We start from the raw sequence: 22,861 nt of genomic DNA, 5'->3' as shown, positions 1-22,861 counted from the left end.
TGGGCCGTGCTGTGGGCGCTACCGATTTGCTATCGGTCGCTACCAACGAGCCCCGAACGTCTGGCGCAGTTCGTCGATCTGCGCGTCGGACAGCGGTGCAGGCTTGGGTTCGGTCATCAACCAAAGCCGTGCGGTTTCTTCCAGTTCTTCCAGCGCGTAGGCTGCGTTCGACACCGAGCCGTGCCATACCACGGGCCCCAGTCGATCGAGCAGCACGGCGCGCACGTCATTGGCCAGCGCAGCAATCTGCGAAGCCACATCCGGATGCCCCGGACGCTGATACGTGATGAGCGGCACGTGGCCGACCTTCATCACGTAGTACGGCGTGATGGGCGGCAGCACATCGGCTTCGTTCCAGACGCCGGCAAGCGTGAGCGCCACCAGATGCGTCGAATGCGTGTGCACCACGGCATGCGCGTCGGCATTGCGGTCGTAGATGCCGCGATGCAGAGCGAGCGTTTTCGAAGGCTTGTCGCCGCCAACCCACTCGCCCGTCGCCAGCACCTTGGCGATACGCGCCGGGTCCAGCGTGCCAAGGCAGGCATCGGTGGGCGTGATGAGCCAGCCGTCCGGCAGGCGTGCGCTGATGTTGCCTGCCGTGCCGACGGTGTAACCGCGCGCATACAGGCTCTGCCCGACACGGGCGATCTCTTCACGCAGTGCAGTTTCAGTGGACGCGCTCATACCGCCGCCTCCGCTGTGGCCTGCGCCAGTTGCGCAAGCGCCTTCTCGAAGAAATCCACCGTCCCGAAGTTGCCGGACTTCAATGCCAGCGCAACCGGATCGGTGTCGATGGTGGCTGTCCAGGGCACGCCTGGGTCGATCTGCGGGCCGATGCGCAGCGCGCGCACGTCGAGCGCCTGCACCACCGCGCCCGATGTTTCACCACCGGCTACCACGAAGCGGCGCACGCCATCGGCATGCAGCGTGCGAGCGATGCGGCCCAGTGCATCTTCAACCAGCTTGCCGGCGCGCTCCACACCCAGCGTTTGCTGCACGTGACCCACTTGCTCGGGCGCGCTGGTGGCGTAAACCAGCACCGTCTGACCGGCATGGCGGTGCACGAAATCGAGCGCGTCGACCACCACCGATTTGCCTTCGGCCAGCGCCAGCGGATCAATCTGGAAGGCGGGGCGCGATGCACGCCAGTGCGCCACCTGCGCGTTCGTCGCTCGCGAACAGCTGCCCGACAACACGATCGCCGAATCGGCTACCGCCGGCAGTTGCGCCGCGTTGCCATGTTCGATGATCAACCCCGCCCGGCGGTATTGCGCAGGCAAGCCAAGCGCCAGGCCCGAGCCGCCCGTGAGCAGCGGCAGGTCGGCAAACGCCTCGCCCAGCACGATCAGGTCATCGTTGGAAATGGCATCGGCAATCACCAGCTTCACGCCGTCGGCGCGCAGTTGCTGGGCCTGATCACGAGCGGCCTGGGCGCCGCGCATGATGGCGTCGTAACGCAGCAGGCCGACCTTGCCCGCGCTCTGGCGCGCGAGCACCGGCACGAGGTTCGGATCGCGCATCGGCGTCAGCGGATGGTGCTCCATGCCCGACGCGTTGAGCAGCACGTCGCCCACGAACAGATGGCCGCGGAAGATCGTTCGGCCGTTCTCGGGAAATGCAGGGCAGGCCAATGTGAAATCGGTGCCCAGTTCGGCCATCAACGCCTCGGCCACGGGGCCGATGTTGCCCTCGTCCGTGGAATCAAAGGTCGAGCAGTATTTGAAGAAGAAGCGCGAGCAGCCTTGCGCGCGCAGCCAGCGCAGTGCGCTCAACGACTGCGCCACGGCGTCGGCCGCCGCAATCGTGCGCGATTTGAGGGCCACGACAATGGCATCGGCATCCGCAGCGATGGCTTCCTCACCTGCCGGCGGCACACCGATGGTCTGCACGGTGCGCATGCCGGCACGCACGAGCATGTTGGCAAGGTCGGTCGCACCGGTGAAGTCATCGGCGATGCAGCCGAGGACCGGGCGGGACGTGGGCGCTGCGCTCATTTCGACTGGCCCTCCGGCAGCGTGATCCCCGGGAAGATCTTGATCACGGCGGAATCATCTTCCCGGGCGTAGCCGGCGGTCGACGCCTGCATGAACATCTGATGGGCAGTAGCCGCCAGCGGCAGCGGGAACTTGGTCGCGCGCGCGGTATCGAGCACGAGCCCCAGGTCCTTGACGAAGATGTCGACGGCGGACAGCGGCGTGTAGTCGCCGGCCAGCACGTGGGCCATGCGGTTTTCGAACATCCAGCTGTTGCCCGCGCTATGGGTGATGACTTCATACAGCGCATCCGCCGCCACACCTTCGCGCAGGCCCAGGGCCATGGCTTCCGCAGCCGCTGCAATGTGCACGCCGGCCAGCAACTGATTGATGATCTTGACCTTGCTGCCCGCGCCGGCCTTGTCGCCAAGGCGATAGACCTTGCCGGCCATGGCGTCGAGCACATGGCCCGCCGCCGCATACGCCTCGGGCGTGGCCGAGGTCATCATGGTCATCTGGCCCGACGCGGCCTTGGCAGCGCCACCCGAGATCGGGCCATCCACATACAGGATGCCCTGCTGCGCGAGGCGTGCCTCCAGCGCGATGGACCAGTTCGGATCCACCGTCGAGCACATGACGAAGGTGCCGCCCGGCCGCATGGCGCCCGCTGCGCCGGTCTCGCCGAACAGCACGGCCTCGGTCTGCGCGGCGTTGACCACCACCGAGACCACCACATCCACACCCGCCGCAACGTCAGCGGGCGTTGCGCAGGCCACACCGCCTTCCTTGGCGAAATCCGCAGCGGCACCCGGGCGCGCGTCGCAGGCATGCACGGTGTAGCCGTGATTGCGCAGGGTCTTGGCAATGCCCAAGCCCATGGCGCCGAGTCCGATCACGCCAACCTTACGGTCAGCCGCCGTTTGCGTCATGAATTGCTCCTGAAATCAGTCTTGCGCCGTATCGCGGCCCTCGGCCAGGCGACGTGCGGCATTGAACATGTGGGTCTGCGCGGCATTGCGCGCAGCAAGTGCGTCGCGGTGGCGAATGGCCTCGACCATCGCGCGGTGTTCGTCGCGGACCTGGCGTGCAAAGTCTTCGCGGCGCGCTTCGTTGCTGCGCGTCACGCCAATCGCTTCTTCCAGGTATTGGCTGAAAAAGCCGAGTGCCTGCACCAGAAACGGATTGCCGCTGGCGGCGGCGATGGCGTGGTGAAAGCGCAGGTCTTCGGTCACGCCGTCACCGCCCGCTGCCACTGCGGCGTCGATGCTGTCGAGTGCGGCGTCGATCTCGATCATCTCGGCATCCGTGCGACGCTGGGCGGCCAGCGCCGCGCCTTCCGCTTCCAGCGCGCGGCGCAGCTCGATGATGTGCAGCACGGCATCGATCGAACCGGCCTGGGCCGCGTCGATACGCAAGGGCTTGAGGCCGGCCTGCTGCGTGACGTACACGCCGCTGCCCTGGCGCGCCTCGACCACGCCTTCGTGGCGCAGACGTGAGATGGCTTCGCGGATCACGGTGCGGCTCACGCCGAATTCCTGGCCGAGCACGGTTTCGGACGGCATGCGTTCGCCGCGGCGCAGTTCGCCCGCGTCGATCTTGTCCATGAGGGTCTGGGCCACGCGGTCGGACAGGGAAGGCGTGGCGTCGAGTCGTTCAAACATGGTGGCAGGGATGTCTTGGCAAGCGTAAATTCGTCGTGTCATCATACAAGTTGAGTCGCAGAGCTTCATCCCTGTTTACCCTAGGCATCGACAAAACGCCGGGCGCTTACGCCAGGCAACAAGGAGACACCATGAACATCGTCATCACCGGCGGCGCCGGTTTCCTCGGCCAGCGCGTGCTGGCGGCACTGCTCCAGCAACCCGGTCTACCCGGCGCGGACGGCGCGGTGCAGCCGGTCGAGACCTTCATCGTGCTGGACCAGGTGGCCGGCCAGATTTCCGATGCGCGCGTGCGCTACGTAACCGGCGACGCTTCCGACCCGGCCCTCATCGCCCAGGTGATCGAGGAAAACGTGGGCGGCGTGTTCCATCTGGCCGCCGTGGTGAGCGGCACCGCCGAGGCTGATTTCGACCTTGGCATGCGCGTGAACCTGGACGGCACGCGCGCATTGCTTGATGCGCTACGCGCGCAGCACGCCAAGACCGGCCGGGCGCCGCGCGTGCTGTTCGCCAGCTCTGTGGCGGTGTTCGGCGGTCAGTTGCCGGCCATCGTCACCGATGACACGGCGGCCACGCCGCAGGCTTCGTATGGCGTGCAAAAGCTGATGGGCGAATTCCTGGTGGGCGAGTATTCGCGCAAGGGCTACGTTGATGGCCGCGCGGTGCGCATCCCGACGGTGTCGGTGCGCCCGGGCAAGCCAAATGGCGCGGCATCGAGCTTTGCCAGCGGCATCATCCGCGAGCCGCTGTCGGGCGAAGACGCCATCTGCCCGGTCGAAGCCGAGACCGAACTGTGGCTCGCGTCGCCGCGCCAGGTGGTGGCCTCGCTGCTGCACGCGTATACGCTGCCGGCGTCGGCATGGGGCAATCGCCGCTCATTGAATCTGCCGGGCATTACGGTCCGTGTGGGCGAGATGGTGGAAGCGCTGCGCAGGGTGGCGGGCGATGCGCCGGTATCGCGCATCCGCTGGGAGCCGGACGCACGGATCAAGGCCATCGTGCAAAGCTGGCCGGCGCGCTTCGATACCGCTCGCGCCGATACGATGGGCTTTGGCCGCGACACCTCGTTCGAGGCGATGGTGCGCGATTACGTGGAAGGCACGAAGGGCGTCTAACGGCCCTTTCCCAACTCCACCGCAAACTTCACCAGCTCCGCCTGCCCCTCGATGCCGAGTTTGCGCTTGAGGTTCAGGCGGTGCGATTCCACCGTACGCACGGATAGGCCCAGCTCGTCGGCGATGCGTTTGTTGGCATAGCCCTTGGCGATGCCGTCAAGAATGTCGCGCTCGCGCGGCGTGAGCGCCTCGACCGGCGTGGGCATGACGGCCTGCTCGGCCATGCGCATCGCCAGCTGCGCGCTGTAGAACGGCCGGCCGGCCAGCACGGCGTCGATGGCCTCGACCAGTTCGCTGGCGGGCGCGTCCTTGAGCACGTAGCCACGCGCGCCGGCGCGGATCACCTGCCGCACGTACTCCAGGTTGTCGTGCATCGACAGGACGAGCACGGCAATCTCGGGAAATTCCTCGGCAAACTTCTCGGTCAACGCAATGCCGTTCATGCCACGCATGCCGATGTCCATCAGTGCCAGATCGGGGGACAAGGTGCGCGCGGCCCGCAAGGCGGCATCGGCGTCACCGGCTTCACCCACCACTTCGAAATGCGGCACGGCTTCCAGCCGCATGCGCACACCATCGCGCACGAGCGGGTGGTCGTCGACGAGGAGCAGTTTGACGGGCGCGGGTGATCGCATATTCATACGAGGGAAGAAGAGGGAGCAGAAGCCAGTTGAGCGATGACGATATGCGGCAGCACAGCGCACACCTCGGTGCCGTGCGGGCCCGAGGCAACGGTACATGTACCGCCCAGCGCGGCCATGCGTTCACGCATGTTGCGCAAGCCGATGCCGTGCTGCGGGTCCACCTGCACGGATTCCACATCAAAGCCGGGCCCGTTGTCGCGAACGGACAAGCGCACGGCATCAAGATCGTTTTCAAGCAGTACGCCGACGCGCGTGGCTTGCGTGGCATGGCGCTCGATGTTCGAGACAGCCTCCTGCGCGATGCGGAACAGCGCGGTGTTGCACGCGTCCGGTAGCTGCACGGGCGGCCCGACCACTTCGAGCGCAATCGCAAACCCCGGCTGGCTGTCTTCGTGCGCTTCGCGCGTTTCGCGCACGAGCAACTCCAGCGCAGCCGCCAAACCGAGATCATCCAGCAGCGCGGGACGCAGGTTGTGCGACACGCGCCGCACCTCGCCTAGCGCGCTGTTCAACCGATCAAGCGCGCGACGCAACATGCTGTCCGCCCGTTCGATCGACGGCGGCGATGCAGGTGACGCTTCGAGATGACCATGCGCGGTTTCGAGCAGCAGCTTGGTCGAGACCAACACCTGGCTGATGCCGTCGTGCAACTCGCGCGAGACGCGCGCGCGTTCGTCTTCCTGAGACTTCACCACTTGCTGAGCGAGCTGTCGCAGCTTGGCGTCGGCCTGGCGGTGATCGCTCACGTTCAGCGCCAAACCGCTGCCGGCTACCAGCAGGATGCTGATCGCGGCAATGCCAACGACCCACGCCAGCGTCTGGTCGATGTTGGCCTGCGCGCGCTGGTCAATCTCTCGCAGGGTCTGCTCGATGTCATCCAGATACAGGCCGGTGCCCACCATCCAGCCCCACTGCGGAATCGGCTCGACATAACCGAGCTTGGGCACGCTCTGGTGCGTCGATGGCTTGTCCCACATGTAGCGCACGAAACCGCCACCGGCCTGCGCGGCAGCCACCAGTTTCTGGATGGTCGGTTGGCCGCCAGAGTCCGTCAGGTCCCACAAGTCGCGCCCGACAAGTTCGGGCTGGCGCGGGTGCATCAGGTTGCGGCCACGCAAGTCGTAGAGGAAAAAGTAGCCATCGGTGCCGAAGTCGAGGCGGGCGAGGGTACGCATGGCTTCGTCGCGCGTGGCTTCGTCCCGGGCGGGGTCGCCACTTTGGCCGGACGCAAGCAACGGGGCGATGGCACTCTGCGCAAGCTTGACGTAAGACCGCAGCTCGGTCTCCTTGGCCTGCAGGTACGCCGATTCCACCAACTGCCGCTCATGCCGCGCCAGCGCAATCGACTGATGTCGCACGGTCAGCATGATCGCCAGCATGGCGATGGTCAGCGGTGCGACGGCGAGGAGCAGGATCTTCTGGCGGAGCTTCATGGCAAAACGCGGCGTGCGTTGCGGCATTGCAAGGTGGCGGAGCAGCCCCGCTCAGATGTGGGGCTGCGTAGAACTACGGACGTGTGCTGCGTAGTCCTCCGCTTGTGGCGCGGGGTGAGGCTGGCAAATACTACACGCCCCTGTCACGGGGTAGGACTTACTGCAGGGATGAACCCACATCCCGCGTTCAGCAAATAACTTCGACCAAGGTTCGAGGAGACCGACATGAGCTTCGTCAGGCAACACCTGATCTGGCTGGTCGTTGCCATTCTTGGCGCGTCTGCCTTTGCCACCGTTGCGCTTGCGCGCGGCGAGGCAGTCAGCGCGCTATGGGTGGTGGTGGCCGCCGTATGCATCTATCTGATCGCGTATCGCTATTACAGCCGCTTCATTGCCGACAAGGTGCTCGGCCTGGACGGCACCCGCAAGACACCCGCTTGGCGCTACAACGACGGGCTCGACTACGTTCCCACCAACAAGCACGTGCTGTTCGGCCACCACTTTGCGGCCATTGCCGGCGCTGGCCCGCTGGTCGGCCCCGTGCTGGCCGCGCAGATGGGCTATCTGCCTGGCATGCTCTGGATTCTGGCCGGCGTGGTGTTTGCCGGCGCGGTGCAGGATTTCATCGTGCTGTTCATCTCCACGCGCCGCGACGGCCGCTCGCTGGGCGACCTGGTGAAGAGTGAGATGGGTACGGTGCCCGGCGTGATCGCGCTGTTTGGCGCGTTCCTCATCATGATCATCATCCTGGCCGTGCTGGCGCTGATCGTGGTGAAGGCGCTGGTCGGCTCGCCGTGGGGCACCTTCACGGTGGCCGCGACGATTCCCATCGCGCTGTTCATGGGCATCTACGTGCGCTATATCCGTCCGGGCCGCATCGGCGAGATCTCCATCATCGGCTTCGTGCTGCTGATGCTGGCCATCATCGGCGGTCAGGCGGTGCACGAAAACGCCGCGCTGGCGCCGCTGTTCACATTCGACGGCAAGGCCCTCACGTGGATGCTGATCGGCTACGGCTTTGTCGCCTCGGTGCTGCCAGTGTGGCTGCTGCTTGCCCCGCGTGATTACCTGTCGACGTTCCTGAAGATCGGCACGATCATGGCACTGGCCATCGGCATCCTGATCGTCGCGCCGCAGATGCAGATGCCCTCGCTCACGCAGTTTGCAGGCGGCGGTGGCCCCGTGTGGTCGGGCAACATGTTCCCGTTCCTGTTCATCACCATTGCGTGCGGTGCGGTGTCGGGCTTCCACTCGCTCATCTCGTCGGGCACCACACCCAAGTTGCTGGAGAACGAACGCCAAGCACGCTTCATCGGCTACGGCGCGATGCTGATGGAATCGTTCGTCGCCATCATGGCGCTGGTGGCTGCTTCGGTCATCGACCCGGGCGTCTACTTCGCGATGAATAGCCCGGCAGCGCTGGTGGGCGCTACGCCCGATACGGTGGCACACACGCTGTCCACCTGGGGCTTCGTCATTACCCCTGACGTGCTGATCCAGACCGCCAAGGACGTCGGCGAAAACACAATCCTCGCCCGCGCAGGCGGCGCACCGACGCTGGCCGTGGGCATGGCGCACATCCTGCACCAGGTGGTGGGCGGCCAGGCCATGATGGCCTTCTGGTACCACTTTGCGATCCTGTTCGAGGCGCTGTTCATCCTCACCGCCGTGGACGCAGGTACGCGCGCCGGGCGCTTCATGCTGCAGGATCTGTTGGGCACCTTTGTGCCGGCACTCAAGCGCACGGATTCGCTCGTCGCCAACCTCATTGCCACGGCTGCAACCGTCGCACTGTGGGGCTACTTCCTGTACCAAGGGGTGATCGATCCGCTGGGTGGCATCAATACGCTGTGGCCGCTGTTCGGCATCTCCAACCAGATGCTGGCCGCGATTGCGCTCACGCTGGGCACCTGCGTGCTGGTCAAGATGAAGCGCGACCGCTACGTGTGGGTGACGCTGCTGCCAACCATCTGGCTGCTGATCTGCACGCTCACCGCCGGCTGGCAGAAGCTGTTCGATCCGGACCCGAAGATCGGCTTCCTGGCGCACGCCAACAAGTACGCCAGCGCGATTGCCGAAGGCAAGCTGCTGGCTCCGGCCAAGTCGATGGCGCAGATGCAGCAGGTTGTGCTGAACGACCGCATCGACGCATTCCTGTGCGGTCTGTTCATTCTCGTGGTGGTGAGCATCGCTTGGTATGGCCTGCGCACGGTACTCAAGGCGCGCGCGGCAAGTCGCCCGACTGCCAACGAAACGCCGTACGAAGCGCTGGGCGCATGAGCACGGGCATGCGCGAAGAACTCGAAAACTTCGGCCGCTACCTGGGCCAGACGCTGCGCCTGATGGTTGGCGTGCCGGACTACGACACCTACGTGCGCCACATGCAGGAGACCCATCCGGGCCAGGCCGTCATGACGTACGAAGACTTCTTCCGCGAACGCCAGGACGCGCGCTACGCCGGACGCGTGGGCCGTTGCTGTTGATGGACGATTGAACGCGCTCCAAAGCAAAGACCGCCGGTGCATGCTGCCATGCCCGGCGGTTTTTGCTTGCGTGCGCTACATGGACTGACGCGCCGTTGTGGGCGGGTCGCCGTGCTTGGCGCGATAGGTTTTCTCCACCAGTTCGCGCAGCTTGCCGAGCGCCCCCACATCCCCTTGCGCAGCCGCCCGGCCGTACCACTTCTTGGCCAGCTCGATATCCTGCGCCACTACGCCGGGTTCCCCACGCTCGTAATAGCTGCCGACAATGTACTGCGAGGGCCCATCGCCTCCCTCGGCTGCCTTCTTGTACCAGCTAAACGCGCGCCCGTAGTCGCGCTGCACACCGCGTCCGGTGAAGTAGTTGGTGGCCAGCGCGCGCTGCGCCTCGACATGCCCGCCCGCCGCGGCGCGTTCGTACCATTTGTTGGCTTCTTCCAGGGAGCGCGGTACCAGCTCGCCGCGCTCAAACAATTCGCCGTAGGCAAACTGCGCGTGGGTCATCTGGTTGTCGGCGGCGCGGCGCAGCCATTTGACCGCCTCTTCTGGGCGGGCGACGGTGCCTTCGCCGCGCATCAGCATCATCGCGTAGTTGAATTGCGCGAGCCGGTTGCCGCGCTGTGCCGCCTCGGCAAATTCGTCGAAAGCGTGGCCGAAATCGTTCTTCTCGTAATGCGCGATGGCGATCTGGGTGAGGGCGGCGGCATCGCCCTGTGTGTCGGCAGGCGACGTTGCAGCGGCTGCCAATGACATCGCCGTACTCATCGCCACCACCAACACCGCCTGCAGCATGCGCGGACTTCTGCGCCGGACCTGTCTGCTCATCGCGCGCTCCTCAACGGAAGATGGCCCAGTGTAACGCGCCATCCTGCTACGTGCGGGTGCGCACAAACCAGCACACCAGAGGCGCCCGCAGCGGCCGAGGCAATCAGCCCGCGCGCACCCGGTACACCGCCACGCTGCCGCGCCAGTTGGCCCCCCAGCGCACCACGCTGCCTTCGTGCAGCACAACGCGATCGAGAATCACCAGCCCCACCTTGGGCGCCAGCGCTTCAAAGTCGCGGATGGTCAGCACGCGCACGTTGGGCGTGTTGTACCACTCGTACGGCAGCGACTTGGACACCGGCATGCGCCCGCGGAAGATCGAAAGCCGATGCGGCCAGTAGCCGAAGTTCGGGAACGACACGATGCACTCGCGGCCCACGCGCAGCATCTCGCGCAGCACCTGCGCCGTGTTGTGGATGGTCTGCAGCGTTTGCGAAAGGATGACCGTATCGAAGCTCTTGTCTTCGAACAGTGCCAGCCCACCTTCCATGTTCTGCTGGATCACGTGCACGCCCTTTTTCGCGGAGGCCAGCACGCCCGCATCGTCGATCTCGATGCCGTAGGCCAGCACGTCGAGCTCATCCTGCAGCACGCGCAACAAGCTGCCGTCGCCGCAGCCAAGGTCGAGCACGGTGGAGTTTGGCTCGATCCAGCGGGCGATGGCACGGAAGTCCGCGCGGTCGGTCAGGATGTTCGGCACTGCGGACGGCGCAGCGGGGTTCAGCGTTTGCGTTGTCATGCGCCGATCTCCTGCGCGATGCGTTCGTAATAGGCGCGGACCAGCGCGTGGTAGCGCGCGTCTTCCAGAAGGAAAGCGTCGTGACCGTGTGGCGCGTCGATCTCGCCGTAGGTGACGGGATGCTTGTTGTCGAGCAGCGCCTTGACCAGCTCGCGGCTGCGCGCGGGGGCGAATCGCCAATCGGTCATGAAGCTGACGACGAGGTAGCTCGCCTTGGTATGCGCAACGGCCTTGGTAAGGCTCCCGCCGTAGGCCAGTGCGGGGTCGAAGTAGTCGAGCGCGCGCGTGATCAGCAGATATGTATTCGCATCGAAGTACTCGGCAAACTTGTCGCCCTGGTAGCGCAGGTAGCTCTCGACCTGGAACTCGACGTCGAACGAGAAACGGATGTCGTCCGCCTTCAGCTCGCGGCCGAATTTCGCGGCCATGTCTTCGTCCGACAGGTACGTGATGTGGCCGATCATCCGGGCCACGCGCAGGCCGCGCTTGGGCTTGACGTTGTGCGCGTAGTAATCGCCGCCGTGGAAATCGGGGTCGGACAGGATCGCGCTGCGTGCCACCTCGTTGAAGGCGATGTTCTGCGCCGACAGCTTGGGCGTGGACGCCACCACCACGCAGTGCCGCAGCCGGTCCGGATACATCAGGCTCCAAGCCAGCGCCTGCATGCCGCCGAGACTGCCGCCCATCACTGCCGCAAATTGCTGGATACCGAAGCGGTCGGCCACGCGTGCCTGGGCGTTCACCCAGTCTTCCACCGTCACCACGGGAAAGCGCGCGCCGTAGGGCAGGCCGGTTTCCGGATGCGGGCTCATGGGGCCCGTCGAGCCAAAACACGAGCCCAGGTTATTCACCCCGATGACGAAGAACCGGTTGGTGTCGACCGGCTTGCCGGGGCCGACCATGTTGTCCCACCAGCCGACTTCGCCCTCGGCGTGCACGCCCGCCACGTGGTGCGAAGCGTTGAGCGCGTGGCAGATGAGCACGGCGTTGGAACGGTCGGCATTGAGCGTGCCGTAGGTTTCGACCATCAGGTCGTAGCCGCTGATCTGCGAGCCGTTGCGCAGTTGCAGCGGCTCGGCAAAATGCATGCGCTCGGGCACGACCAGGCCGATGGCGTTGGCCGGCTTGCCCTGATGTGCCTTCGGAGAGGATGGATCGGCCTGCGCCGCATCGGCTGCGGTGACCGCGGTGTCAGCCTGGATGTCTGTCATGGCACCAAAGAAAAAACCCGACCGGCAACGCTGTTCACGCAACCAATCGGGTTCTCATGTGGCGCACGTGGGGCGCTTGCTTTCACCGCCCCCGCTCTGACCGAACCTCTTTAGCCGCATTTGTAATGAGAGCCCAGGGCCACATCCGTGGATATCTGAACTCCCGCGCGCCCGCAAGCCAGTCGTCAAATCGGCGCGCCAGAGGAAGGTGATTATAGAGCAAGCGGCGGCGGACGCATCATCGCATCGTGATGCGTCCGATCCCCGGCCATATGCTGGGTCAAAGGCCGGCCATATTGATGTACTTGATCTCCAGGTATTCGTCGATGCCGTATTTCGAGCCTTCGCGGCCGAGCCCCGATTGCTTGACGCCGCCAAACGGCGCTTCGGCCGTCGAGATCAGCCCCGTATTGACGCCGACCATGCCGGACTCCAGCGCGTCCGAAACGCGCCACGCGCGGCCCAGATCGCGCGTGTAGAAATACGCAGCCAGGCCGAACTCGGTGTCGTTGGCAGCCGCCACGGCTTCGTCTTCCGTGTCGAAGGGAATGAGCGCAGCCAGCGGGCCGAACGTTTCTTCATGCGCGACCAGCATGCCCGGCTTCGCATCGACCACGACGGTCGGCTCGAAGAACGCACCGCCCTGTGCGGACAGCGCATGCGGCTTGCCGCCCACCAGGACGCGCGCACCTTGGCGCACGGCGTCGTCCAGATGCTGTTGCACCTTATCCATCGCGCGCATGTGGATCAGCGGGCCCTGCTGCACGCCGGGCTCCGTGCCGTTGCCGACGCGCAGCGCACGCACGGCGTCAGCCAGCTTGGCAGCAAACGTGTCGTAGATGCCGCGTTGCACGTAAAAGCGATTCGCGCACACGCAGGTCTGGCCTGCGTTGCGGTACTTGGCGATCATCGCGCCTTCCACCGCCGCATCGACGTCGGCATCGTCAAACACGATGAACGGCGCGTTGCCGCCCAGTTCGAGCGACAGCTTCTTGATGTCGTCGGCGCACTGGCGCATCAGCAAGCGGCCGACCGCAGTGGAGCCCGTGAAGCTGAGCTTGCGCACGATCGGGTTGGATGTCAGCTCGCCACCAATCGCCTGCGAATCGCCCGTGACGATGGACAGCAGGCCCGCCGGCACGCCAGCGCGCACGGCCAGCTCGGCAAATGCGAGCGCAGAGTAGGGCGTTTCCAGCGCGGGCTTCACGACCATCGAGCAACCGGCTGCAAGCGCCGGGCCGACCTTGCGCGTCATCATCGCGATGGGGAAATTCCATGGCGTGATGGCCGCGCTCACGCCGATCGGCTCCTTCTGCACGACGATGCGGCGATCGCCCTGCGGCGAGGGAATCGTGTCGCCATAAATCCGGCGTGCTTCTTCCGCAAACCATTCGATGAACGAAGCAGCGTAGGCAATTTCGCCGGCGGCTTCCGGAAGCGGCTTGCCTTGCTCGGCCGTGAGGATGGCGGCGAGATCCTGCTGGTGCTCCATCATCAAATCGGCCAGCTTGCGCAGGATCCTGGCGCGATCGCGTGCGCTCACCTTGCGCCAGGCGCGTTGCGCAACCTGTGCGGCATCGATGGCTCGGCGCGTTTCGGCGGCGCCCATGCCGGGCACGGTGCCAATCTTGCGGCCGGTGGCGGGGTCGGTCACGTCGCGCGTGGCGCCGTCATCGGCATCGGCCCAGGTGCCGGCGAGAAACGCCTGCGTGCGCCACAGGCCGGGGTCTTTCAGTGCGATCGGTGGCGTAACCGGCGCGCTCGGCAGATCGGTGCGGGTCATAGTGTCAGCCCTCCAGTGCGCGTTGCAGGATGGCAAGACCCTCTTCGAACACCGCGTCTTCAATCGTGAGCGGGAACAGGAAGCGGATCACGTTGCCGTACACGCCGCACGACAGGAGGAGCAGGCCGGCTTCGAGCGCCCGCTGCTGCACGAGCTTGGTGAAATCGGCGTCCGGTTTGCCGTCCGGCGTATTGAATTCGACAGCAACCATCGCGCCCACGCCACGCACTTCGGCAATGCGCGACTGCTTGGCCTTGGCAGCATTCAGTGCGTCAACCAGACGTGCGCCGAGCGCGGCGGAGCGCTCGCAGAGTTTCTCGTCAGCAATGATGTCGAGCACCGCATGTGCGGACGCCACCGCCAGCGGGTTGCCGGCGTAGGTGCCCCCGAGCCCGCCCGGAGCCGGCGCGTCCATGATTTCTGCGCGGCCCGTGACGGCAGACAGCGGCAGGCCGCCGGCCAGGCCCTTGGCCATCGTCGTGATGTCCGGCAGCACACCGGTGTGCTCCATGGCAAACAGCTTGCCGGTGCGAGCAAAGCCGGTTTGCACTTCGTCGGCGATCATCACGATGCCGTGTTCATCGCACAGCGCACGCACGGCGCGCACGAAATCGGCGGGCATCTGGTAGAAGCCGCCCTCGCCCTGCACCGGCTCGAAGATGATGGCTGCCACCTGGCGCGGATCGATATCGGCCTTGAACAGGCGCTGAATGGCGTCAAGCGCATCCTGCGTGCTCACGCCATGCAGCGCGACGGGCGCCGGCACGTGATAGATGCTGCCCGGGAACGGTCCGAAGCCCGTCTTGTACGGCACCACCTTGCCCGTCAGCGACATGCCCATGAACGTACGGCCGTGGAACGCGCCCGTGAGTGCGATCACACCCGGGCGGCCCGTGTGCGCCCGTGCAATCTTGATGGCGTTTTCCACGGCCTCGGCGCCGGTGGTGAAGAAAGCGGTCTTCTTGACGTGCGTGCCCGGCGTGATCGCGTTCAGGCGCTCGGCCAGCTCGACGTACGAACCGTACGGCACGATCTGGAAAGCAGTGTGCGTGAAGTGATCCAGCTGCTCGCGCACGGCCTGCACCAGACGCGGGTGGCGATGGCCCGTGTTGACCACGGCAATGCCGGCCGCGAAGTCAATGTAGCGGCGGCCTTCCACGTCCCAGAACAGGGCGTTCTCGGCGCGCTCGGCGTAGCGGTCGGTCATCACACCAACGCCGCGCGGCGTAGCTGCCAGGCGGCGGGCATTCCATTGGGCGTTCTGTTGCGGGTCTCGGGCGTTCATGGCGGTCGTGTGCGTTGGGTCAAGAAAGAGGCGATGCGAGCCAGTGTGTCCTCATTGGCTCTGTACAATAAGACCCAATCAGGTTTTTCTTTTGGAACCACTTTGGCTCCATCGCGCACCATGGCCGACCACTCACCCACCCACCGCGCCAGCATGCTGGTCGACTACCTGCAACGCCGCTTCGACCGTGCAGAGCCGGGCGGCGAGCCCGACCACCGCCGCCTGTACCGCGTGTTGCAGGAAGGCATCCTGCGCGACGAGCTGCAGCCGGGCACGCGTCTGCCGTCATCGCGGCAGTTGGCTACCGAGCTGGGCATTGCGCGCAACACCGTCATTCACGTCTATGAGCAACTCAGCGTGGAAGGCTACGTGTCGGCAGGCGTGGGCAGTGGCACCTTCGTCGCCGATACCGCGCCAGACCGGTTGGACGCCGCCCCCGCACCGGCCGCAGCGGTTGCCGCAGTGGCGCCCGCGCCGATCACCGAAGCAGTCACGCCGTCTGCGCCGATGCTTTCTACGCGCGGCCGGGCGCTGGTGCGCGATGCGGGCGCCAGCTCGCGCCAATGGGGCGCCTTCATGCCGGGCGTGCCGGAAGTGCGGATGTTTCCGGCGCGGATCTGGTCGCGCTTGCATAACCGGCTGCTGCGCAAGCCTTCACCCGCGCTGCTGACGTATCCCGTTGGCGCGGGCTACCTGCCGCTGCGCACCGCGCTGGCCGATTACCTGCGCACCGCGCGTGGCGTGCGCTGCGAGCCCGAGCAGATCATCGTCACTGCAGGCATCCATCCGTCGCTCCAACTCATCGCGCAACTGCTGTGCGACGCCGGCGACAGCGCATGGATCGAAGACCCCGGCTACTGGGGCGTGCGCAGCGTACTCACCGCTGCGGGCGTGCGCACCGTGCCACTGCCGGTGGACGATGAAGGCATGCGCTTTGACATCCCCACGCGCGGGCGCCTTCGCAGCAAGCCGCCGAAGCTCATGGTGGTCTCGCCCTCGCACCAATACCCGCTCGGTTCGGTGATGAGCCTGGCGCGGCGCCGCGCGCTGCTGGCTACGGCCCACGCCACCGATGCATGGATCGTCGAAGACGACTACGACAGCGAATTCCGCTACGGCAGCCGCCCGCTGCCCTCACTGCAAGGGCTGGATGAAGGCGGGCGCGTGCTCTACATGGGCACGTTCTCGAAGGTGCTGTTCCCCAGTTTGCGGATCGGCTATCTGGTCGTGCCGCCCGCGCTGGCCGATGCGTTTACGACGGGGCTGTCGGAGATGTTCCGCGGCGGCCAGATTCTCACGCAGGCCGTGCTGGCAGATTTCATTGCAGAGGGGCATTTCGTCTCTCACATCCGGCGCATGCGTGGTGTGTATGCCGAACGGCGCGAGACGCTGCTGGCGTCCATCGCCCACGAGTTCGGCGACGCGCTGCCCGTGCATGACGGCGCGTCGGGCCTGCATCTCGTGCTGGGCTTGCCGGCCGGCACCAACGACGTGGCCGTTGCTGATCTGGCACTGGCCAATGACGTCGTCACGCGCCCGCTCTCACGTTATTACCAGGACGATGCGCGCCGCCTGCCTGGGCTGCTGCTTGGCTATGGCCATGTGGAAACCGAGCAGATTGCGGCGCGGTTTCATACGTTGGCGGAGGCAGTGCGCACCGTCGGCTGACCAACGCTGCACGCAACAAAAAAGCCCCGCATTGCGGGGCTTTTGCTCGGGCCGAAACGCACTCAGGCCAACAGCACCCGCAACTGCGCATCCGCGCCTTCCACCGGAGACTTTCGGAAGCCGCTCTTGGCGTACCGATGCCAGCGCCCCAGCACCGCACACACAACCAAGTTGGCGCGCGAAGCGATGTCGGCATCCGCCGGCCAGGCCCCCTGCGTGACCGCCATGCGCAGACTCTGCTTGAGCGACGCCTCGATGCGATCCAGACACTGCGCCATGCGCTCGGGCAGGCGCTCGTCTTCGCCGACCAGCGCGTCGCCCACCAGCACGCGTGTCATGCCCGGATTCTTGTCGGCAAACGACAGCAGCATGTGCGCGATGGCATGCGCCTGACGCAGGCCGTGTTCTTCACGCAAGGTGATCTGGTTGATGAGGCCGAAGACGGTCTGCTCGATGAATTCGATCAGCCCTTCGAACATCTGCGCCTTGCTGGCGAAGTGGCGGTACAGCGCCGCTTCGGAGACATCTAGCCGTGCAGCCAAGCCCGCGGTTGTGATCTTTTCGCCACGCGGATGCTCGAGCATGCCGGCAAGCGTCTGCAGAATCTGCACGCGGCGCTCGCCCGGGCGGGGGCGTTTGCGTACCGGCGGTGCTTCTATGGCGACGTCCGCGACCGGCTCGGCGGTCGGAAACCCCGTTTGCGCGTTGCTCATGACTTCCTGGCCCCTCTCCCGTTCCGAGCGCGGAGTTACCACTGCCTAGCCGCGTCGAACAAGCCTTCGTTTTAGTTGAAGCACCGATTTTACTTTCACGCTCACATAGCCGGGCCGGTTGGCGAACAAAATCGGTGTGGCAGCCGGTTGATGTGGTGAATTTGCACGCGCGCCCATCGCCTCAGCTTGCATTGGGTGCAATGCATCTGCAGCGGAAGTCGGCTGCACGCCGAGCGGCACGCGCCGCAAATAGCCCGTCACCCATACCGTGCGAATCCCCAGGCGCCGATAGCGTTTGAGGTGAGAAAGCGTATCTTCGACGAGGATGGCGCGCGATGGCGCAATGCGTTCGCGTGCGAGCAACCGGCGCAGCATCAGCGGGTCAGGTTTCGGGCGCAGGCGGCGGTGCACCCACATGTGTTCGACAGCAATTTCGCGTAGGAACGCGCGCTTCAGGCCGATGAGCCGCAGCACCTCGCGCGCGTAGGCGGCCGGCGCGTTGGTCAGCAAAATCTTGCGCCCCGGCAGGGCACGCAGCAGTTGGGCGAGGCCGCGCTCCGCGCGCACCATGGCGCGAAGGTCTTCAAAGCGGTGGGCCTCGGCAAGGAAATCAGCGGGGTCGACGCCGTGATGGCGGACCATGCCCAGAATCGTGGCGCCATAGCGGCGCCAATAATCCACGCGCACCTGGCTGGCGGTGGCGTCGTCCGTGCCGAGCACGCGCGCCACGTACGCGGTCATCAGCCGGTTGATCTGCGGAAAGATCGCGTGCGATGCGTGGTGAAGTGTGTTGTCGAGGTCGAACAGCCAGACCGGCTGCCGGGCGGGTGGGGAGCCCGCCGGCACCTCGCGCGGGAAGGCGCGCGCAGCATGGCGCACCCGCACCGCCCGAGTGGTTCGCATCAGTGCGAGCGGATCATCGTGCCGAACGCCTGTTCGGTCAGGATTTCCAGCAGCAGCGAGTGCTCGATACGGCCATCGACGATGTGCACCGAGTTCACACCGCTCTTGGCAGCATCCAGCGCCGACGAAATCTTCGGCAGCATGCCGCCCGAGATCGTGCCGTCGGCAAACAGCTCGTCGATCTCGCGTGCCGACAGGTCGGTCAGCAGGTTGCCCTGCTTGTCCATCACGCCGGGAATGTTGGTCATCATGACCAGCTTCTCAGCCTTCAGAATCTCGGCCATCTTGCCTGCCACGACGTCGGCATTGATGTTGTAGGCCTGGCCTTCGTCAGAGAAGCCGATGGGCGAAATGACCGGAATGAATGCGTCGTCCTGCAGCGCCTTGACCACGGCCGGGTTGATCGTCTCGATATCGCCCACGAAGCCGATATCGATGAACTCCCCCGGGCGCTCGCGATCCGGCATCTTCAGCTTCTTGGCGCGGATCAGGCCACCGTCCTTGCCGGTCAGGCCGACGGCTTGGCCGCCGTACTGGTTGATCAGCATGACGATGTCCTGCTGGACTTCGCCGCCGAGCACCCATTCGACCACTTCCATGGTCTCTTCATCGGTCACGCGCATGCCCTGGATGAAGGTGCCTTGCTTGCCGACCTTCTTCAGTGCTTCGTCGATTTGCGGGCCGCCGCCGTGCACCACCACCGGGTTCATGCCGACCAGCTTGAGCAGGATCACGTCGCGCGCGAAGCCGTGCTTGAGCTTTTCCTCCGTCATGGCGTTGCCGCCGTACTTGACGACGATGGTTTTGCCGTGAAACTTGCGAATGTAAGGCAGGGCCTGCGCGAGAATTTCAGCCTTCAACGCCGGCGCAACGTGCGCGAGTTCGGGGGCGAGGCCAGCAGGGTCGGGGGCAGCAGAAGCGGTCATGACGGTGACATCCGGTTGGGCGGGTATGATGGAACGCCGAATGTCGCGTGCTACAAAAACGAAGCAGCCCATTTTCGGCAGGCGCGATTTTACAAGAAAAGGCGCTACGGTCTGATGGCGCACCTTGCGTGCCTGGCATACCGTTGCCACGAAAGAACACCCTGGGGAAACATGGCCATCGCACCCGACCAACTCGACGCGCTGCGCCCTCACCTGCTGCGCTTTGCGCAACTTCAATTGCGTGACACGGCCCTGGCTGAAGACACGGTGGCTGACACCATCCTGGCGGTGCTCGAACACCCGGAGCGGTTTGCCGGCAACGCCTCGCTCAAGACGTACGTGATTGGCATCCTCAAGCACAAGATCATCGACGCGATCCGCTCAGGACGGCGCGAAGTGCGCGTCTCGCTGCTTGCGGGCGGTGAATCCGACGAGGCTGGCATGCGTTCCGACGAGGACGTCTTCAATAGCCTCTTCGCCGCCGACGGCCATTACAACAGCCCGCCGTCCGACTGGGGGGACCCAGATGCCGCGCTGTCGCGGCGGGAGTTCTTCGACGTGCTGCAGATGTGCGTCGATCGCCTGCCGCCGCGCGTTGGCCGCGTCTTCATGATGCGCGAATGGCTGGAGCTGGAAACCGACGAAATCTGTCAGGAATTGCAGATCACGGCGACCAATGCCTGGGCGCTGCTCTACCGTGCCCGCATGCGCCTGCGCGAGTGCCTTGACCTGCACTGGTTTGGCAATCAGCCCGCCGCCGCCTGAATCGCACATAGGCGCACCTGAGCCGCATCACAGAGAACAACCATGCCGAACCGCTGGGGACTGCCCACCTGCAAAGAAGCCCACCGCATGCTGGTGTCGAAAATGGACCGCGACCTGTCCACGGGCGAGCGGCTACGCCTGCGCGTGCATCTGTTTGCCTGCGATGCGTGTACGCGGTTCTCGCACCAGATGGGGTTTCTGCGCCAGGCGATGCACAAGCTCGGGCAAGACGACGACGGGAGCAGCCAAGCGTGACCTCGTCGGCCGCCAACGCCGTCTGTGCAATTTGCGGCGCGCAGATGCGCTGCGGAGCCATCGGCGACGGCAAGCAGCCCGACACAACATGCTGGTGCACGACCGAAGAAACGCTGCCTGCCAGCGCGCGGCGCCCGGGACAGGGCTGCCGCTGCCAGCGTTGCCTGCGCGAAGCGATTGCGCAGGCAAGGGCAGCGTCTGAATCCAACTGAGCGATCAGCCCTTGTCTTTGCTGTCGTCGTCGAGCGTGCGCAGTGCGCGACGGACGTCGGCTCGGCCGCGCTGGCGTTCAGCGTGGCCGCCTTCGGTATGGGCGCCGGATTTACGGCCGCGGGCGAGCGGCACGAGAAAGTTGCGCGGTCGCGCAGTGCCAGCCTTCGTTGATGGCTCGATGCGAAACGTCAGTTTCTGGCGAGTGCCCAGTGTCTTGTTAGCCATGGGAATGCTCCCTTGCGTGGCTTGAAGCGACACTCGCCGCAAGCCATCAATGTTTGTGTTCGCCGCCGTGGTTCATGGCGGGCATGTTGCCGGCGGTCAGGTCGCGCACGCGGGCATCCACCTTCTGCTCGACGACGCGCTTGTCGGCCAACTCCACCTTGAGTGTGATGGGCACGGTGGTGTCCTTCACCAGCGGCTGCTTCAAGTTCATCAACATCACGTGGTAGCCGCCCGGCTTGAGCTGCACGGTCTGGCCCTTTGGCAGATCCAGCGAGGGCATCGCGCGCATGCGCATCACGTCGCCTTCCATCTTCATCTCGTGGATCTCGGCCGTGCCGGCCACGGGCGTCGATACGCCAACCACCTTGGCACCGTCGGCCGATTGCAGCGTCATGAACGCCCCGCTGGACGTCTGACCCGGCACGGTGCCGCGCACCCAGGCGTCCTGCACCGTAACCTGTGCGAAAGCGGCGGCGCTTGCGAGCAAGCCTGCCGTGAGCACAGCCAGGCAAGCGGAAGAACGGATCGATCGGGACGTCATCATCAAGGGCTCCTGTCGGGGACAAACGTGCTGCGCATTAAAGCACAGCGTCTGTGGGGAGATAGGTTGGGTGCACAATTGTGCGGCTGATTGACGCATCGCCGCGCGGAAAACCGCGCGGTGCGCACGTTTACACTTGTCCACCATGCTTTTCACCCTGTCTCTTGCCGCGCCACTGCTGGACGCATCCAGTTTACGCCGCCTCTTCTGGCTGCGATGGAGTCTGCTGGCCACTCAACTGGTCCTGATGCTGCTCGCGCCGCTGGTATTTGGCGTGCAACTGCCGGTGGTGCCGCTGCTGAGCGTGATGGGCCTGCATGCGCTGTTCAACCTGCTCACCGGATGGCGGGTGCGGCGCAACCGGCCCGTGCAGCATATTGAGATCACCATTCAACTTCTGGTGGACCTGACCGCACTGTCCGCCCTGCTGTATTTCACAGGTGGCGCGACCAATCCGTTCGTCTCGTTCTACCTGCCGGCACTGGCAATTGCGGCGGCCATGCTGCCGATCGCACACGTGGTTGGCCTGACGCTCTACGCGCTGGCCGCCTACAGCATGATGCTCGGCAACTACATCCCGCTGAAGCTGGCGAACCAGGCCGATGCGGTGGCATATCACCTGGCGGGCATGTGGATCGATTTCGTGGCCAGCAGCGCGATGATCGCCGGATTTACGGCGCGCCTGTCCGCCGCGCTGCGCGAAAGCGATGCGCAACTGACCGAAGCGCGCGAGCGACTGCTGCGCGAGCAACGCATCGAAGCCCTGATGTCGCAAGGCGCGAGCGTAGCGCACGAGATGGGCACACCGCTGTCTACCGTAGCAGTCATCACCGGCGAGCTGCAGCACGACGCGAAGCAGCCCGATTCCCCGCTTGGCCCGTATCGCGAAGACCTGCGCGCCATCGAGCAGCAACTCGAACTGTGCCGCGCCGCCCTGGCGCGCCTGCAGCGCAAACCCAACGACGGCGCGCCCGAGCCACTCGGCCAATGGTTGCCCGATTTCACGCAGACGTGGCAGCTGCGGCATCCGGACATCCGCCTCCACACGGAGACGTCGCCCGCGGCGCAAGCGGTGGAATTGGACGCAGTGAATGTCGGCCAGATCCTCACCATCCTGCTGGACAACGCAGCCCGCAGCCAGCACCACGCCGGGCGCGACCTAGTGCCGCTGCTGCTGACCGCCAAGATCGACGCCAATCCGGATGTGCTCCGCGATATGCCGCCGCAGATCGTGTTGTCCATCGTCGATACGGGGTTGGGCTTGCCGGAAGACCTGCGGACGTCGCTCGGCCGCACGCCGGTGCCAAGCCGGCACGGCGGTCACGGCATCGGGCTGTATCTGGCCTCCACCACGGCGCGCCGCCTGGGTGGTACCGTGGTGCTTCGTCCGAACCCACCCCAAGGCGCCATTGCCGAACTCCGACTGCCGGTTGGCGGTCCGATGGAACACGCGGCCGCCCCCATCATTGGCGCACCCACCCTCTTCACATAACGAGACGGCCT

General features: G+C 65.4%; 24 protein-coding genes. 8 read left to right on the top strand and 16 right to left on the bottom strand.

Annotated elements, in window-relative coordinates; translation table 11 throughout:
* Positions 1–39: 39 nt before the first annotated feature.
* Genes otnC through NKG59_RS06175 form a run of 4 tightly spaced genes read right to left on the bottom strand, consistent with a single transcriptional unit; the run spans position 40 to position 3,634 of the window.
* Entirely contained in the window at positions 40–684 is a 645-nt protein-coding gene (otnC, locus tag NKG59_RS06190) for a 3-oxo-tetronate 4-phosphate decarboxylase (RefSeq protein ID WP_045205113.1), read from the bottom strand.
* A complete protein-coding gene (otnK, locus tag NKG59_RS06185; RefSeq protein WP_253535911.1) occupies positions 681–1,994 on the bottom strand; it encodes a 3-oxo-tetronate kinase in 1,314 nt (437 codons plus the stop codon). Before otnK ends, otnC begins: the two co-directional genes overlap by 4 nt.
* The gene (gene ltnD / locus NKG59_RS06180) at positions 1,991–2,902 is read right to left on the bottom strand and encodes an L-threonate dehydrogenase (protein WP_253535910.1); all 912 of its coding nucleotides are present in this window, start codon (positions 2,900–2,902) and stop codon (positions 1,991–1,993) included. The genes otnK and ltnD overlap by 4 nt, the downstream gene beginning before the upstream one ends.
* A 15-nt stretch (positions 2,903–2,917) precedes the next feature.
* Entirely contained in the window at positions 2,918–3,634 is a 717-nt protein-coding gene (locus NKG59_RS06175; protein ID WP_253535909.1) for a FadR/GntR family transcriptional regulator, read from the bottom strand.
* Between the two features lie 131 nt (positions 3,635–3,765).
* Between NKG59_RS06175 and denD the strand changes: the two genes are divergently transcribed.
* Entirely contained in the window at positions 3,766–4,749 is a 984-nt protein-coding gene (gene denD, locus NKG59_RS06170; RefSeq protein WP_253535908.1) for a D-erythronate dehydrogenase, read from the top strand.
* Here denD and NKG59_RS06165 read toward each other — a convergent pair.
* Positions 4,746–5,390 (bottom strand): response regulator, encoded by a 645-nt coding sequence (locus NKG59_RS06165; RefSeq protein ID WP_253535907.1) that lies wholly within the window; start codon positions 5,388–5,390, stop codon positions 4,746–4,748. The two genes, denD and NKG59_RS06165, sit on opposite strands and share 4 nt — an antisense overlap.
* Complete coding sequence (locus NKG59_RS06160; RefSeq protein WP_253535906.1) at positions 5,387–6,826, bottom strand: cache domain-containing protein; 1,440 nt, start codon at positions 6,824–6,826, stop codon at positions 5,387–5,389. The genes NKG59_RS06165 and NKG59_RS06160 overlap by 4 nt, the downstream gene beginning before the upstream one ends.
* Positions 6,827–7,051: 225 nt before the next feature.
* On the opposite strand from NKG59_RS06160, the gene NKG59_RS06155 reads away from it, so the two are divergent.
* Complete coding sequence (locus NKG59_RS06155) at positions 7,052–9,106, top strand: carbon starvation CstA family protein (RefSeq protein ID WP_253535905.1); 2,055 nt, start codon at positions 7,052–7,054, stop codon at positions 9,104–9,106.
* A gap of 8 nt (positions 9,107–9,114) precedes the next feature.
* Entirely contained in the window at positions 9,115–9,309 is a 195-nt protein-coding gene (locus NKG59_RS06150) for a YbdD/YjiX family protein (RefSeq protein WP_004628224.1), read from the top strand.
* Positions 9,310–9,384: 75 nt separating this feature from the next.
* On the opposite strand, the gene NKG59_RS06145 is transcribed toward NKG59_RS06150, so the two are convergent.
* From NKG59_RS06145 to gabT, 5 genes are all read right to left on the bottom strand, one after another.
* Positions 9,385–10,131: a tetratricopeptide repeat protein gene (locus tag NKG59_RS06145; RefSeq protein WP_253535904.1), complete on the bottom strand. Its 747-nt coding sequence runs from the start codon at positions 10,129–10,131 to the stop codon at positions 9,385–9,387.
* Between the two features lie 103 nt (positions 10,132–10,234).
* On the bottom strand, positions 10,235–10,870 hold the full coding sequence (metW, locus tag NKG59_RS06140; RefSeq protein ID WP_045205121.1) for a methionine biosynthesis protein MetW: 636 nt from the start codon (positions 10,868–10,870) through the stop codon (positions 10,235–10,237).
* Positions 10,867–12,081 carry a homoserine O-succinyltransferase MetX gene (gene metX, locus NKG59_RS06135; protein WP_253535903.1) on the bottom strand — a complete coding sequence of 405 codons (1,215 nt, stop codon included), beginning with the start codon at positions 12,079–12,081 and terminating at the stop codon, positions 10,867–10,869. Before metX ends, metW begins: the two co-directional genes overlap by 4 nt.
* Before the next feature lie 280 nt (positions 12,082–12,361).
* Positions 12,362–13,864 carry an NAD-dependent succinate-semialdehyde dehydrogenase gene (locus NKG59_RS06130; RefSeq protein ID WP_253535902.1) on the bottom strand — a complete coding sequence of 501 codons (1,503 nt, stop codon included), beginning with the start codon at positions 13,862–13,864 and terminating at the stop codon, positions 12,362–12,364.
* Positions 13,865–13,868: 4 nt separating this feature from the next.
* Positions 13,869–15,149, bottom strand: coding sequence for a 4-aminobutyrate--2-oxoglutarate transaminase (gabT, locus tag NKG59_RS06125; RefSeq protein ID WP_253535901.1), 1,281 nt, complete (start codon positions 15,147–15,149; stop codon positions 13,869–13,871).
* A gap of 153 nt (positions 15,150–15,302) precedes the next feature.
* Between gabT and pdxR the strand changes: the two genes are divergently transcribed.
* A complete protein-coding gene (pdxR, locus tag NKG59_RS06120) occupies positions 15,303–16,817 on the top strand; it encodes a MocR-like pyridoxine biosynthesis transcription factor PdxR (protein WP_253536467.1) in 1,515 nt (504 codons plus the stop codon).
* Positions 16,818–16,879: 62 nt separating this feature from the next.
* Here the strand turns inward: pdxR and slmA are convergent, their stop codons facing one another.
* The 3 genes from slmA to argB are packed head-to-tail and all read right to left on the bottom strand — an operon-like array spanning position 16,880 to position 19,359.
* On the bottom strand, positions 16,880–17,530 hold the full coding sequence (gene slmA, locus NKG59_RS06115; RefSeq protein ID WP_253535900.1) for a nucleoid occlusion factor SlmA: 651 nt from the start codon (positions 17,528–17,530) through the stop codon (positions 16,880–16,882).
* A gap of 45 nt (positions 17,531–17,575) precedes the next feature.
* Positions 17,576–18,433 (bottom strand): pyrimidine 5'-nucleotidase, encoded by an 858-nt coding sequence (locus tag NKG59_RS06110; protein ID WP_253535899.1) that lies wholly within the window; start codon positions 18,431–18,433, stop codon positions 17,576–17,578.
* Complete coding sequence (argB, locus tag NKG59_RS06105; RefSeq protein ID WP_045205126.1) at positions 18,433–19,359, bottom strand: acetylglutamate kinase; 927 nt, start codon at positions 19,357–19,359, stop codon at positions 18,433–18,435. The genes NKG59_RS06110 and argB overlap by 1 nt, the downstream gene beginning before the upstream one ends.
* Positions 19,360–19,530: 171 nt before the next feature.
* On the opposite strand from argB, the gene NKG59_RS06100 reads away from it, so the two are divergent.
* The 3 genes from NKG59_RS06100 to NKG59_RS06090 are packed head-to-tail and all read left to right on the top strand — an operon-like array spanning position 19,531 to position 20,591.
* Positions 19,531–20,124: a sigma-70 family RNA polymerase sigma factor gene (locus NKG59_RS06100; protein WP_253535898.1), complete on the top strand. Its 594-nt coding sequence runs from the start codon at positions 19,531–19,533 to the stop codon at positions 20,122–20,124.
* Positions 20,125–20,166: 42 nt separating this feature from the next.
* Positions 20,167–20,379: a zf-HC2 domain-containing protein gene (locus NKG59_RS06095; RefSeq protein ID WP_024977032.1), complete on the top strand. Its 213-nt coding sequence runs from the start codon at positions 20,167–20,169 to the stop codon at positions 20,377–20,379.
* Positions 20,376–20,591, top strand: coding sequence for a cysteine-rich CWC family protein (locus NKG59_RS06090; RefSeq protein WP_253535897.1), 216 nt, complete (start codon positions 20,376–20,378; stop codon positions 20,589–20,591). The genes NKG59_RS06095 and NKG59_RS06090 overlap by 4 nt, the downstream gene beginning before the upstream one ends.
* Before the next feature lie 4 nt (positions 20,592–20,595).
* Here the strand turns inward: NKG59_RS06090 and NKG59_RS06085 are convergent, their stop codons facing one another.
* On the bottom strand, positions 20,596–20,817 hold the full coding sequence (locus NKG59_RS06085; RefSeq protein ID WP_253535896.1) for a hypothetical protein: 222 nt from the start codon (positions 20,815–20,817) through the stop codon (positions 20,596–20,598).
* Between the two features lie 46 nt (positions 20,818–20,863).
* Positions 20,864–21,358, bottom strand: a complete 495-nt coding sequence (locus NKG59_RS06080; protein WP_080693683.1) for a copper chaperone PCu(A)C — start codon at positions 21,356–21,358, stop codon at positions 20,864–20,866.
* Between the two features lie 145 nt (positions 21,359–21,503).
* Between NKG59_RS06080 and NKG59_RS06075 the strand changes: the two genes are divergently transcribed.
* Positions 21,504–22,850: an ATP-binding protein gene (locus NKG59_RS06075; protein WP_045205131.1), complete on the top strand. Its 1,347-nt coding sequence runs from the start codon at positions 21,504–21,506 to the stop codon at positions 22,848–22,850.
* Positions 22,851–22,861: the final 11 nt, after the last annotated feature.

Source organism: Ralstonia chuxiongensis, from assembly GCF_024158925.1.
Taxonomy (GTDB): domain Bacteria; phylum Pseudomonadota; class Gammaproteobacteria; order Burkholderiales; family Burkholderiaceae; genus Ralstonia; species Ralstonia chuxiongensis.
The sequence above is the reverse complement of the archived record's forward strand: the minus strand, read 5'-3'. Positions and strand labels throughout refer to the sequence as shown.

Bases quoted from the DNA above. Each gene is read 5' to 3' on its own strand.
- otnC (WP_045205113.1), bottom strand. From the start codon at position 684: ATGAGCGCGTCCACTGAAACTGCACTGCGTGAAGAGATCGCCCGTGTC.
- otnK (WP_253535911.1), bottom strand. From the start codon at position 1,994: ATGAGCGCAGCGCCCACGTCCCGCCCGGTCCTCGGCTGCATCGCCGAT.
- ltnD (WP_253535910.1), bottom strand. From the start codon at position 2,902: ATGACGCAAACGGCGGCTGACCGTAAGGTTGGCGTGATCGGACTCGGC.
- NKG59_RS06175 (WP_253535909.1), bottom strand. From the start codon at position 3,634: ATGTTTGAACGACTCGACGCCACGCCTTCCCTGTCCGACCGCGTGGCC.
- denD (WP_253535908.1), top strand. From the start codon at position 3,766: ATGAACATCGTCATCACCGGCGGCGCCGGTTTCCTCGGCCAGCGCGTG.
- NKG59_RS06165 (WP_253535907.1), bottom strand. From the start codon at position 5,390: ATGAATATGCGATCACCCGCGCCCGTCAAACTGCTCCTCGTCGACGAC.
- NKG59_RS06160 (WP_253535906.1), bottom strand. From the start codon at position 6,826: ATGAAGCTCCGCCAGAAGATCCTGCTCCTCGCCGTCGCACCGCTGACC.
- NKG59_RS06155 (WP_253535905.1), top strand. From the start codon at position 7,052: ATGAGCTTCGTCAGGCAACACCTGATCTGGCTGGTCGTTGCCATTCTT.
- NKG59_RS06150 (WP_004628224.1), top strand. From the start codon at position 9,115: ATGCGCGAAGAACTCGAAAACTTCGGCCGCTACCTGGGCCAGACGCTG.
- NKG59_RS06145 (WP_253535904.1), bottom strand. From the start codon at position 10,131: ATGAGCAGACAGGTCCGGCGCAGAAGTCCGCGCATGCTGCAGGCGGTG.
- metW (WP_045205121.1), bottom strand. From the start codon at position 10,870: ATGACAACGCAAACGCTGAACCCCGCTGCGCCGTCCGCAGTGCCGAAC.
- metX (WP_253535903.1), bottom strand. From the start codon at position 12,081: ATGACAGACATCCAGGCTGACACCGCGGTCACCGCAGCCGATGCGGCG.
- NKG59_RS06130 (WP_253535902.1), bottom strand. From the start codon at position 13,864: ATGACCCGCACCGATCTGCCGAGCGCGCCGGTTACGCCACCGATCGCA.
- gabT (WP_253535901.1), bottom strand. From the start codon at position 15,149: ATGAACGCCCGAGACCCGCAACAGAACGCCCAATGGAATGCCCGCCGC.
- pdxR (WP_253536467.1), top strand. From the start codon at position 15,303: ATGCTGGTCGACTACCTGCAACGCCGCTTCGACCGTGCAGAGCCGGGC.
- slmA (WP_253535900.1), bottom strand. From the start codon at position 17,530: ATGAGCAACGCGCAAACGGGGTTTCCGACCGCCGAGCCGGTCGCGGAC.
- NKG59_RS06110 (WP_253535899.1), bottom strand. From the start codon at position 18,433: ATGCGAACCACTCGGGCGGTGCGGGTGCGCCATGCTGCGCGCGCCTTC.
- argB (WP_045205126.1), bottom strand. From the start codon at position 19,359: ATGACCGCTTCTGCTGCCCCCGACCCTGCTGGCCTCGCCCCCGAACTC.
- NKG59_RS06100 (WP_253535898.1), top strand. From the start codon at position 19,531: ATGGCCATCGCACCCGACCAACTCGACGCGCTGCGCCCTCACCTGCTG.
- NKG59_RS06095 (WP_024977032.1), top strand. From the start codon at position 20,167: ATGCCGAACCGCTGGGGACTGCCCACCTGCAAAGAAGCCCACCGCATG.
- NKG59_RS06085 (WP_253535896.1), bottom strand. From the start codon at position 20,817: ATGGCTAACAAGACACTGGGCACTCGCCAGAAACTGACGTTTCGCATC.
- NKG59_RS06080 (WP_080693683.1), bottom strand. From the start codon at position 21,358: ATGACGTCCCGATCGATCCGTTCTTCCGCTTGCCTGGCTGTGCTCACG.
- NKG59_RS06075 (WP_045205131.1), top strand. From the start codon at position 21,504: ATGCTTTTCACCCTGTCTCTTGCCGCGCCACTGCTGGACGCATCCAGT.